The following is a 12,866-nucleotide window of genomic DNA, read 5'->3' as shown; positions in this document are numbered from 1 at the left end:
TGCCCATTGAACACAATGTGGACAAAAAGCTGGGCAGCAAGAAAAAGGATATGACCCCGGTGGAGGTGCGCCGGGAGTGCCGGGAGTATGCTGCGTCATTTGTGGATATCCAGAGAGAAGAGTTTAAACGCTTCGGGGTTTCAGGGGATTGGGATGCGCCTTACCTGACCATGGACTACCCCTATGAGGCACGCATTGCAAAAGAGTGTGGAGAATTTGGCCTGTCAGGGGATATGTTCCTGGGTAAAAAACCCATTTATTGGTGCTGCAACTGTGAGACGGCTCTGGCGGAAGCCGAGATTGAGTACCACGATCACACCTCCCCATCCATTTATGTTAAATTCCCTGTAGAGGACAATGCCAAAGATCTTTTTGATGCAGGCGGGGAAACCGTTTCTGTTGTCATCTGGACCACCACCCCATGGACCCTGCCGGCCAACCTGGGTGTGTGCCTGCATCCTGATTTTGTTTATGCGGCGGTTAAAACACAAAACCAGGGCGTCCTGATCATCGCCAAAGAACTTGTGGAAAATGTAATGGGTGAGTTTGGGATATCAGATTATTCCATTATTGCCGATTTGTCTGCAAAGGATCTTGAAAACCGCAACTGCAAACACCCCTTTTATGACAGGGATTCGTTAATTATTCTGGGGGATCACGTCACCCTTGAGGCTGGAACCGGCTGTGTTCATACGGCCCCGGGCCACGGTGCCGACGACCATATTGCAGGCAATCGCTATGGCCTGGAGTGCTATTCGCCTGTGGAGGATAACGGCACATTTTCTCAAGGGGTTGAGTTGTTTGAAGGCCAGTTTATTTTTAAGGCCAATGCCGAAATCAATAAAACGCTGGAAGAAAAAGGGGCGCTGCTTAAGCAGGAAAACATGTCCCATTCCTATCCACACTGCTGGCGCTGTAAAAAGCCTGTCATTTACCGCGCCACCCCCCAGTGGTTTATCTCCATGGATAACCTGGGACTGCGGCAAAAAGCCCTTGATGAAATTAATAATGTTCATTGGATTCCGTCATGGGGCAGGGAGCGTATCTATGCCATGATTGAGCATCGGCCGGACTGGTGTCTCTCCCGCCAGCGTTCCTGGGGGGTTCCCATTCCCGTATTTCACTGCACCAAGTGTCAAAAGGTATATGTGACCCGGGAGTCCGTGGACCGTATCCATGAACTTTTTACTCAATTTTCTTCGGACATCTGGTTTGAAAAAGATGCGCAATATCTGATGCCTGATGGTGCGGTATGCGAAGAGTGCGGTTCAACAACGTTTACCAAAGATCAGAACATCCTTGATGTGTGGTTTGATTCAGGTGTCAGCCATGCCGCCGTGTTAGAGGAAAGAGAGGGGCTGCAACGTCCGGCGGACATGTACCTTGAAGGTTCTGACCAGCATCGCGGCTGGTTTCACTCTTCACTTCTGACCGCTGTGGGCAGAACCGGTCATGCCCCTTACAAGGCCGTGCTTACCCACGGGTTTGTGGTGGATGAAAAGGGTCATAAGATGTCCAAATCCGTGGGAAATGTTGTGGCCCCGGACAAGGTGATCAACCAATACGGTGCCGACGTGTTACGGCTTTGGGCGGCTTCGGCGGATTACCGGGGAGATGTCAGTATTTCCGATAATATCATCAAGCAGCTTTCGGATGCCTACAGAAGGATCAGAAACACCTGCCGGTTTCTTTTAGGTAACTTCACCGGATTTGAACCGTCCCAGGTCCGGCCCATTGAAAATATGGCCGAGCTGGATCGGTTCATTCTTCACCGCCTGCATTATGTGGTAAAACGGTGCCGCGCAGCCTATGATGCCTATGAATTTCATGTGATCTATCACACCCTGCATAATTTTTGTGTGGTGGATCTCTCATCCTTCTATCTGGATATTATCAAGGATCGTGTTTACACAAGTCCCGAAAATTCAGATACCCGTAAAGATGCCCAGACCGTTATGTTTATGATACTGGACGCCCTGGTAAAAATCATGGCACCGATTCTGCCCTTTACGGCCGAAGAGATTTACACCCACATGCCCCTGGGAGAGATCAAAAAAGAGAGTGTTCACATGGAAGATATGGTCAGCCTTGATAATGCTCTTGAAGACAGGGAACTTGCAGCCAAGTGGGAAAATATCCGGGCATTGCGGGCTGAGGTAACCAAGGCCCTGGAAGAGGCAAGAACAGCCAAACTCATCGGCCACCCCCTGGATGCCGCCGTTGAAATTAAACTGCCCCAGGGCGACCTTGCAGACAAGGTGGCATTCCTGGATGTTGATCTCAATGACATTTTTATCGTGTCCAACGCTCGGATGGTGGAGACCCTTGACGGGGATCTCTACCAGGGCAAGGAGATCGAAGGCCTGGCCATAAAGGTGGCAAAGGCCTCCGGTGAAAAATGTGAACGGTGCTGGCGGTTTGATGAAAATTTGGGAACGGATCCGGATCATCCCACGGCCTGTCCCCGCTGCACCCAGGCCCTTAAAACCATTCTGGGATGATGGCCGGTTTTTCAGCACCCATGCGGCGGCTTGTCCTGGTGAGTATCTGTGTTATTTTGCTCGACCAGCTGACCAAATGGCTTATTGTAAGACATTTGCCGCTGTACGCCAATATTACGGTGATTGACAATTTTTTTAACATCACCCATGTACTTAATCCCGGGGGCGCTTTCGGTTTTTTTGCCGAACAGTCCCCCGGGATCAGAAAATTCATTTTTTTATTTTTATCCTCCGGGGTTGCCCTGTTTGTACTCTGGCTTTACCGGAAAACTGCCCAATCCCACACTTTTTTATCCTATGGCCTGGCCCTGATCTTCGGGGGGGCTATAGGGAATCTGATTGACCGGTTCCGGTTTGGCAAAGTTGTTGATTTCCTGGATTTTTATGCCGGCACCCTTCACTGGCCGGCCTTTAATATTGCAGATTCAGCGATCACCATTGGAATGGGCATATTAATTTACCACGTAGTATTCAACAAACTGCCTGAAATATAAGAGGTACCCATGCATCCGATCCTTCTTCAGGCCGGCGGTCTGAAGCTTTATACTTATGGCCTTTTCGTGGCACTGGGCTTTATCACAGCTATCTGGTTTACAAAACGGAATGCAAAATTTTATGGTGTTCCGGATCAGATGGTATCAGATCTTTTTTTTACCATATTGTTCAGCGCTCTTGCCGGCGCCCGTATCCTTTATGTGCTTATTAATTTCAACGATTATCGGGATAATCTTCTTGATATCTTTAAAATATGGAACGGGGGTCTGGTTTTTTTCGGGGGCTTTATCGGCGGAGCCCTTGGGACGATTATATTCTTGCATATCAAAAAAATGGATATCTGGAAAACCGCTGATGTTCTGGCCCCCGGCCTTGCTTTAGGTCACTCCGTGGGCCGTTTCGGCTGTCTTTTTGCCGGATGCTGTTACGGCAAATCCTGTACGTTACCCATTGCCCTGACCTTTACGAATCCGGACAGCTTGGCTCCCCTTAATACTCCGTTGCATCCCACCCAGCTCTATATGATTGCCTCCAACTTTGTTCTTTTTTTGATTCTTCTGGCCATACAGCGGCGCAAACGATTCAACGGCATGGTCTTTTTAAGTTACATCCTGCTCTATTCCCTGTTCAGGTCAATTATTGAATTTTTCAGGGGGGATTTCAGGGGTAACTTTTTTTTTGATTTTCTGTCATTGTCCCAGGGTATCGGATTGCTGATCTCCTGCATTGCCTTGATATTCATGATCATCAAATTGAGATCCCGGCATGGCAGCCGTTAAGAACCTGGTCACATACAAGGCCCTTGCAGGCTCTCTTGATGCTTTATCAAAGGTCGATACACTTAAAACCGTGCTCATTTGCGGGGAATCCTTTCTGGTACGCAAGGCTTTGGATACCCTTGTCCCGATACTGCTTAAAGGGGAGTCAAAACAGTTCGGCTTTGATCTCCTGGACGGGAAAACAACACCCGTGGGAGAGATTGCCGAACAGGCCGGTACGTTTTCTTTTCTTGGAACCAGAAAAGTCATTGCGGTAAAAGATGCACCGCTTTTTGTATTAAAAGCGTCCGCCGGTGAGATCAGCTACAGTGATAAGGATCTTCAAGTTTTGATCCGTCTTGTTGAAGAGGGCATCCCTGACAATCATGTGCTCGTCTTTACCACGGGTACACCGGATCGCAGAAAAAAGATATACAAGCTTATCCTTGAACACGGGTTGGTGGTGGACTGCAGTGTTGCCACGGGCGCAAGAAAGGCCGACATTGAAGAACAGCAGGCCGTGCTGCAGGATATCAGCCGGCAGATGCTGTTAAAAACAGGAAAGCAGATGGCCCCGGATGCCTTTGCAGCGCTTGTGGACCAGACAGGATTTAATCCGGAGTTGTTTGCAAATGCAATTGAAAAACTTCTGACATATACCGGGGGCAGAAACCGGATTTCAGTAGCTGATGTTGGGGCTGTGGTGCACAAGGATAAAAAAGACCCCATATTTACCCTGACCAATGCGGTGATGGACCGGGATGTCTCTACAGCACTTACCGTCTTATCGGGCTTATTGTCCGACGGGTTTCATCCGCTACAGATTTTAAAAACTTTTGAAAACCAGATCAGAAAACTTTTAGCCATCAAATGTTTTACAACAGGTTTGAATACGGGCAGGGCAGGGGGACCTTCTTTAAAACATATGCAGTTCAATGCGTTCAAGCAGATGCTTTTGCCTGCAATGATGGATTGGGATGCAAACGCGCTGAAGGCGGATGAAGAAAAGATGGGCCTTTTTATGGTTGGGAACGATAAAGATGAGACCCGTTCCGGCAAGCTGCCGGCCAATGATCTTTTGCTGGCGCCCAATCCAAAAAATGCTTATCCGATATTTCAGAATTTTTTAAAGTCCGAAAACTTTGCCCTGGAAGAACTGACATGCGCATTGTCTACACTTGCCGATCTTGATTATCGTATTAAATCCTCCGGGGGGGATACGGTCACAGGACTTGAGAATTTTATTATGGTCCTGTGCCGCAGGCCCGGCAAATAAATGCTGTTTTTTTTCTTGCGATACCGTTGCCGGGTCTTAGAAAATTTATCATGGCATTGTGCCGAAAAGGAGATTTGCTTTGAAAAGGCGTAAAACCAAAATTGTAGCGACCATATCCAACCTGAACTGTTCAGTGGAATTCATTGAAACTCTTTATAGGGCCGGAATGAACGTGGTGCGTTTGAATACGGCTCATATGAGTCATGATGATGCCAGGCAAGTTATTGAAAATACTCGCAAGGTGTCGGACAAAATCGGCATCCTTTTAGACACCAAAGGCCCTGAGATCAGAACCTGTGACGCCAAAGAGCCTTTGTCCGTTGTCTCCGGGGATTATATCCGGATCAAAGGAGAGCCTGGCGGAGTTTCGAAGGCGGATGTGATCTGTGTATCCTATTCGCATTTTGTTGATGATGTGCCGGTTGGTTCTTCCATTCTCATTGATGACGGATGCATTGCACTGAAAGTGAAAGAGAAGGCGGACGGCTATCTCAACTGTTTCGTGGAAAATGACGGGGTAATTTACCCCAGAAAAAGTGTCAATATTCCATCAGTTCATGTTAAATTGCCGGCTTTAAGCGAAAAAGATAGGGGGTTTATTGCATTTGCCGCAGACCAGGATCTTGATTTTATTGCCCACTCCTTTGTTCGCAACAAAGATGATGTTCTGGCCGTTCAAAATATTCTTGATGAGAAAAAATCTTCAATCAAAATCATTGCCAAAATTGAAAATGCCCAGGGGGTGGACAATCTTCTGGAAATTCTGGAACATGCCTATGGGGTGATGGTGGCCAGGGGGGATTTAGCCGTGGAAATTCCAACTGAAAAAATTCCCTTGATTCAAAAAGATATTGTTCAAACTTGTATAGAACGTAGACGCCCTGTTATTGTGGCCACCCAGATGCTGCATTCCATGATTCATTCACCACGGCCCACAAGGGCCGAAGTCTCTGATGTGGCCAATGCCTGCCTGGATCATACTGACGCGTTGATGCTCTCCGGTGAGACGGCCAATGGTAAATATCCTGAACAAGCGGTGCTGACCATGGCCAGGATTGCCCGGGAGGTGGAGGAAAAAAGAAGCTCCTTCATTGATGTCCCCTATTCAAGTAAAGACAAACTGACAGACTATCTTGCCAAGGCGGCAGTAAAATCTTCCCTGCGTTTGAATACCAGAGGAATTGTAGCGGATTCTCTTTCCGGAAAAACCATTTTGGCCCTGGCCGCCTACCGGGGGGACAGCCCGATTTTCGCCCAGGTTTACGATAAAAAAGTGATGCGCATGCTCTCTTTGTCCTTTGGGGTATTCTCCGAGTACATACCTCTGGGGGCAAGTCCAAGGGAATCAGTTAGAGGTTCCATCTGCCGTTTAATTGAAGACCAAAATTTTAAAGATGACGACCGGATTATTGTGCTTTCCGGCAGTTTCGGGCCTGAACTGGGTGCTTCTTTTATTGAGATCAGCAATGCAAAAAATTTCAGCACCCAATGCGCTTTGATTCAGAAATAAGCTTACGGTTCTGGGAAGTGGAGCGTTATTTTGTAGGAAATTCAGAGGCGCTTTGGTTTGTCTTTGGGAAAGATTGACATTGTTATAAATTTATGAAAAAATATTAATAATAAATTTAAGCAGTTATTTTATTTTTTTTGGGGGAGGCGGGTCGTATGTTGGAAAAAGCCATGCGGAAGATGTTCAAGACCACCTCACGGCGAATTGCAGTGCCGGCACTTTTGACAATTTTTCTTTATGTCATAGATATGTTTATTATTTTTCTTCCTCATATTGAACAAACCTTTATCAGCAGGAAGCAGGAATTGATCCGCGAGTTAACCGAAACGGTCTGGAGCCTGGTTGAGAACTACCACGAACGCGAGCTCTCCGGCGAACTGACCCGGGCCGAAGCTCAGAAACGGGCACTCCTGCGGATCGGTACACTCCGGTACGGTCCTGAAAAAAAAGATTATTTTTGGATTGCCGACATGACGCCACGGATGATTTTGCATCCGTATCGCCCGGATATTGTGAACAAGGACATTGAGGAGATTCAGGATTCAGGTTTCAAAACGCTTTATTTTAGTTGGAAAGAGGTGGTTGCGACCAAAGGCGCCGGGTATGTTGATTATCAGTGGCAATGGAAAGACGATCCCAACAAAATGACTGATAAACAGTCATATATCAAAGGCTTTCAACCGTGGGGCTGGATTGTGGGTACCGGTATGTATCTCAGTGACATTTATGCGGAGATCGACGCCATACGCAATAGGTTTATTGCCATCTCCACAGCTATTCTGGGCATCGTCCTGATCCTGTCCCTATATTCCATTCGCCAGACAATGAAGGCCGACAGGGTACTGATGCGTACCCTCATTGAACGAAACGTACTGAATATTTCTTTGAAAGAAAGCAAAGAGCGCTTTCGCAGCCTTCTGGAAAACACCAGTGACTGGATATGGGAAAGCGATGAAAAGGGTCAGTATACCTATTCAAGCCCCAGGGTGGAGGCGTTGCTGGGTTTTTCCTCGGAAGAGACAATGCACAAAACCATGATGGATTTCGTGCCCATAGATTTAAAGGATCTGTATCAGGAAACCTTCGAAACTCTGCTTGGCCGCCAAAAGCCATTTAAAGGATTTGAAACTACATGCCAGAAAAAAAACGGCGAGAATGTGGTTGTCGAAAACAATGCCCTGCCGGTTTTTTCGGAAAACGGCGGGTTTTTGGGCTACAGAGGGGTGACCCGGGACATCACGGACCGAAAAAAAGCCATGGAAGAGCTTAAAAAGAGTCGAGACGTCCTACACGCAAACCTTGAGGAGACGGTAAAGTCGTTGGCCTACGCTGGGGAAAAACGTGATCCTTACACTGCCGGCCATCAGACACGGGTTGACCGATTGGCCTGTGCCATTGCACGAGAACTTGGACTTTCAGATCATCAGATTGAAGGACTTCACTTTGCCGCACTTTTGCATGATATCGGCAAAATTGCCCTGCCGTCGGAATTCCTGTCTAAACCGACCATGTTGTCCCACGAGGAGCATGAAATAATCAAATGCCATCCCCAGGTGGGGTACGATATCTTGAAAAATATTCATTTCCCATGGCCGGTTGCGGAAATGGTATACCAGCACCACGAATATCTTGACGGTTCGGGTTATCCCAGGAATTTGACCGATAAGGAAATTCTTCTTGAATCAAAAATACTGACAGTTGCCGATGTGGTGGAGGCCATATCATCGCACCGTCCCTACAGGCCGTCTCTGGGCATGAACGCAGCACTGGAGGAGATACGCAATGGTCGGGGAATTCGATATCATGCTCCTTCTGTGGACGCCTGTCTGAAGCTCATGAAAGATGAAAAGGTGGATTTATCGTGATTGTCAGAAATAGGTAGGGGAGAATTACGGCTTGCATCGCCTCAAATTAATTTAATTATACCAATGTAGGCTTAAAACCTACATGTTGCGAATAAATTCATCCATAATACAGCACACAATACACTGACATAAAAATTAAGCCTTTAACCGATTGGTAGAAAACTGTCGGCCTGGTATAAATGAAAGTTTTCTAAATTACCGCCCTTTCTTGCGGTTTTTTGCCTTAGATGGCAAGGCAGGTGCGGCCTTAAAACAGGATGTGGAATAAACTTAACCGGGAGAGAACCAATGACGTTGAAAAGCTTTTATAAAGAGGTGATGGCACTCAATGGGATCCAGGATATGGACCAACGTGAAATCCAGGCAAAAGCATTTTTTAAAAAACTGAATTCAGCCGAACTGCCCAAAACCTTTAACTGGGCCCAGGAAATTTTCGAAGATATACACGTCAAAGAGCGCCCGCACCAGTTGGCGCTTATCTGGGCGGACCTGCATACAGATGAAGAAGAAAAGTATACATATACCCAATTGGCTGAAAACGGGAACAAGATGTTAAATTATCTGCGTAAAAAGGGGGTTGAGAAAGGCGACAATCTTTATATGCTGACGCCCATTGTCCCCCAGACCTGGTTTGCCTCTTTTGCTGCCATCAAAGGCGGTATTGTCGCCGTTCCCACAGCCACCACCATGACCGAACGTGAAATCCAGTTCCGTTTTGAAGCGTATCCGCCGGATGTTATTATTGCCCATGAGAGTCTGGCTGACCTTGTGGACGATGCCCTGGTTAAGGCCGGATGCACCCCCAAGGCTAAACTTATCCTTGGTGCTAAAGAGGGGTGGACATCCTATCCTGAGATTGCAAAGGAATCTGCCCAAGCATCACCTGCAACCATTAACCGTGAGGATGTTCTCTTCTGCTTTTTCACCTCCGGCACTACAGGACTTCCCAAACGGGTGGGGCATTCCGCGACCTCCTATCCTTTGGGCCATCTGTCAACAGCCGTGATCATTGGGCTTGAACCCGGAAACGTTCATCACAACTTGAGTGCGCCCGGGTGGGCTAAATGGGCATGGAGCAGCTTTTTCAGTCCACTTAACGTCGGCGGTACAGCCACAGGGTTTAATTTCACCTCGCTGGATATTAAAAAATACCTAAGCTTTGTGGCCAAATATAAAGTCAATTCATTCTGCGCACCGCCCACGGCCTGGCGCGCTTTTGTGGGCCTTGATCTGGCAGCGTATGATTTTTCGGTCCTGAAGTACTCGTTGAGTGCAGGCGAACCGTTGAATCCGGAAGTCATTGACCAGTGGCGGAAAGCCACGGGCACTGAAATCCGGGATTTTTACGGCCAGACAGAATCCACAGCCATGATCGGCAATCCGCCCTGGATGGAAGGCAAAATGCGCCTGGGGTCCTTTGGATATCCCGCATTCATGTACGATGTCATTCTCGCCGATGACGAAGGAAAAGAGATCACAGAACCTGACATCACCGGCCATATCGTGATTCGCCTGTCCAACTGGCGCGCCATTGGACTGTTTCAGGAATATATCAACAACGAGGCAAAAACATCTGAAGCATTTAAACACGGACTCTATTTCACCGGTGACAAAGCCACCTTTGACAAGGACGGCTACTGGTGGTTTGTGGGCCGCGCCGACGATGTCATCAAAACCAGTGATTACCGGGTAGGTCCCTTTGAGGTGGAAAGTGCCCTGATTGAGCACCCGGCCGTCATGGAGACTGCCGTAGTGGGTGTGCCGGATCCCAACCGTCACCAACTGGTAAAAGCATTTGTTATCCTGGTTCCCGGACACAAACCATCAAAGGAACTGGCCCTGGAACTGTTCAAACACACCATTGAAGTGCTGGCCAAATTTAAGATTCCCAGAATCATCGAATTTGTGGAAGTTTTGCCCAAAACCATCTCCGGAAAAATCCGGCGTATAGAGCTTCGGGAAAATGAGGAGAGCAAAACCGAGAGCCAGGTAACTGAATTCTTTTATCATCAGTTCCCGGAATTAAGTTCCAAAAATAAATAGTGACCGTCACAGGCAGCAGACTTTAAAAGACCTGCTGCCTGTTTTTTTTCAACAACACCGTTGAACTTTCTAATAAAGTTGAAAACCTCTTTCTTTTATGCCAAAATACATACTCGTTAATTACCAAGGCCTTGAGCCTGCATAATTAAACAGGCTTTCCAGGTCTTTCATTCATTTGGCCCTTTGAACTTGCATTCCTTCCAAAAAGCAGGATCAGGGCCGGAAAGGAAGGAGAACCATGAAAGGAAAAAGAGCACAACAAATTATCAAATCAATCTTAAAACCAATGGATATCCAGATCAATGGGGATCGTCCCTGGGATATTCAAATCAACAACCCTCAATTTTACCAAAGAATCATCTCGGGCGGTTCCCTGGCCTTGGGGGAAAGCTATATGGATGGATGGTGGGATTGCAAGGCTCTGGATGAATTCTTCAAACGAATTCTTGAATTCCGGTTAGATAAAAACGTAAAGTCCATGAAGCCGGCCCTCCTTTGGGAAATTTTCAAAGCCAGGGTTATAAATGTTCAAAGCAAAACCCGGGCATTTATCATCGGACAAAGGCATTACGATATTGGCAACTCCCTTTTCAAAATCATGCTGGATAAAGGGCTGAATTATTCTTGCGGATACTGGCACCGGGCAGACAATCTGGATGACGCCCAGACCGGAAAGCTGGATCTGATCTGTCGAAAAATCGGTCTCAAACCTGGAATAACAGTTCTGGATATCGGGTGCGGATGGGGCGGATTCGCAAAATATGCGGCTGAGACTTACGGCGTAAAAGTCAAGGGCATTACCGTTTCAAAAGAGCAGGCAGAATATGCCCGGGAACAGTGCAAAAACCTTGAGGTAACAATTGAACTGTCCGACTACCGTAACTTGAATGAAAAATATGACCGGATTGTTTCCATCGGCATGTTTGAACACGTGGGATGGAAAAATTACAGAACCTTTATGAAAGTGGTTCATCGGTGCCTGAAAGATGACGGGCTTTTTCTTTTGCACACCATCGCAGGAAACACCTCTGCCAAAGGAACGGACCCCTGGATCAACACATATATTTTCCCCAATTCCATGGTCCCCTCCGCCAGGCAGGTCTCCCAAGCCGCAGAAGGATTATTTATTCTGGAAGACCTGCATAACCTGGGCCGTTACTATGATAGAACCCTCATGGCCTGGCATGAAAATTTTACTAAGAACTGGAATTTAGTCAAAGACCAATACGACATGCGATTTTTCCGCATGTGGACCTATTATCTGCTCTCCTGCGCAGCCAGTTTCAGGACCCGGCGCAATCAGCTGTGGCAGATTGTATTTTCCAAAAACGGAATTAACCGGGTGTTCCGCAGCGAAGGAGAATTGTTTATATGACTATACGGTAAGAATTGCCGATAAACCAGGCAATTCTTGCTGTTCAAAAGAGGTCATAAACAGGTCGGATCAGGCACTAATCAGGCAGGGCATGAGCAACCGGTTAAAAATTTCCAATTGATTCAATTCTTTTTTTAAGATACAAAAAGAGACTTTGTAATGCAGGCATGAAGCCTGTGGTTCAAATTAAATTTCATTATTTTTTCGGACCCGGCCAAGAAGGTTGAAAGTTAAGTTTTTAATATTATTTCGTATTTTTAACACTTCAAGGATTCACAGGAGGAAAAAAACAATGAAAAAAGCGCTGATCACATCCGGACTCATATCTCTTGTTCTTATTTTTACTGCCGTAAGTGTCCAGGCACACTACGGAATGGTCATTCCTTCGGACAACATGGTTATGCAGGACGAAGACCGCACCGTCCATATCACAGCCTCTTTTTCCCATCCCTTTGAAGGTGTGGGGATGGAACTTGTCAAACCCAAGGTATTTACCCTGCGCGCCAACGGTGAAGCACAGGATCTTCTGGGCACATTGAAACAGGCAAAAGTGATGGATCACACCGCCTGGAAAACAGATTACACAATCAAAAAACCAGGCGTTTACATGTTCTACATGGAGCCCGCGCCCTACTGGGAATCTGCCGAAGACTGCTTTATCATTCATTATACCAAAACCGTAGTGACCGCGTTCGGTGATGACGAAGGATGGGACCAGGAGATCGGTCTGAAAACAGAAATCGTTCCTTTGTCCAAACCGTTTGCACAGTATGCCGGTAATATATTCCAGGGTATTGTAAAGTTAAATGGCAAAGCCGTGCCTTATGCAGAAGTTGAGGTGGAATATTACAACGAAGACGGAAAGTCCCAAGCCCCCACTGATTATATGGTGACCCAGACCATCAAAGCCGATGCCAACGGCGTATTCACCTATGCTGCACCCAAGGCCGGATGGTGGGGATTTGCAGCACTTAATGAAGCTGATTTTACCCTTAAGGCTGACGGGCAGGAGAAGGATGTTGAGTTGGGTGCGGTAATCTGGG

Annotated in this window: 9 protein-coding genes; all 9 read left to right on the top strand. The window is 47.0% G+C overall.

Annotated features, from left to right (window positions below; translation table 11 throughout):
• Positions 1-2,501 (top strand): isoleucine--tRNA ligase (gene ileS, locus B3D59_RS09810; protein ID WP_286819407.1); only part of this gene is annotated, 2,501 nt, incomplete at its 5' end.
• Positions 2,498-2,995: a signal peptidase II gene (gene lspA / locus B3D59_RS09805; RefSeq protein ID WP_286819406.1), complete on the top strand. Its 498-nt coding sequence runs from the start codon at positions 2,498-2,500 to the stop codon at positions 2,993-2,995. The genes ileS and lspA, both read left to right, overlap by 4 nt.
• Positions 2,996-3,004: 9 nt before the next feature.
• Positions 3,005-3,775 carry a prolipoprotein diacylglyceryl transferase gene (gene lgt, locus B3D59_RS09800; RefSeq protein ID WP_286819402.1) on the top strand — a complete coding sequence of 257 codons (771 nt, stop codon included), beginning with the start codon at positions 3,005-3,007 and terminating at the stop codon, positions 3,773-3,775.
• Positions 3,762-5,030, top strand: coding sequence for a DNA polymerase III subunit delta (gene holA / locus B3D59_RS09795; RefSeq protein ID WP_286819400.1), 1,269 nt, complete (start codon positions 3,762-3,764; stop codon positions 5,028-5,030). The genes lgt and holA overlap by 14 nt, the downstream gene beginning before the upstream one ends.
• Before the next feature lie 79 nt (positions 5,031-5,109).
• Positions 5,110-6,540: a pyruvate kinase gene (gene pyk / locus B3D59_RS09790; RefSeq protein WP_286819399.1), complete on the top strand. Its 1,431-nt coding sequence runs from the start codon at positions 5,110-5,112 to the stop codon at positions 6,538-6,540.
• Between the two features lie 155 nt (positions 6,541-6,695).
• Positions 6,696-8,405, top strand: a complete 1,710-nt coding sequence (locus B3D59_RS09785) for a cache domain-containing protein (RefSeq protein WP_286819397.1) — start codon at positions 6,696-6,698, stop codon at positions 8,403-8,405.
• Positions 8,406-8,693: 288 nt separating this feature from the next.
• Positions 8,694-10,448 (top strand): acyl-CoA synthetase, encoded by a 1,755-nt coding sequence (locus tag B3D59_RS09780; RefSeq protein WP_286819396.1) that lies wholly within the window; start codon positions 8,694-8,696, stop codon positions 10,446-10,448.
• 238 nt (positions 10,449-10,686) lie between these two features.
• Positions 10,687-11,823: a cyclopropane fatty acyl phospholipid synthase gene (gene cfa / locus B3D59_RS09775; protein WP_286819395.1), complete on the top strand. Its 1,137-nt coding sequence runs from the start codon at positions 10,687-10,689 to the stop codon at positions 11,821-11,823.
• A gap of 292 nt (positions 11,824-12,115) precedes the next feature.
• A partial coding sequence (locus B3D59_RS09770; protein WP_286819394.1) for a DUF4198 domain-containing protein occupies positions 12,116-12,866 on the top strand: 751 nt, incomplete at its 3' end.

This window comes from Desulfobacter sp. UBA2225, assembly GCF_002348205.1.
GTDB lineage: Bacteria > Desulfobacterota > Desulfobacteria > Desulfobacterales > Desulfobacteraceae > Desulfobacter > Desulfobacter postgatei.
This window is presented reverse-complemented; position numbering and strand designations above follow the sequence as displayed.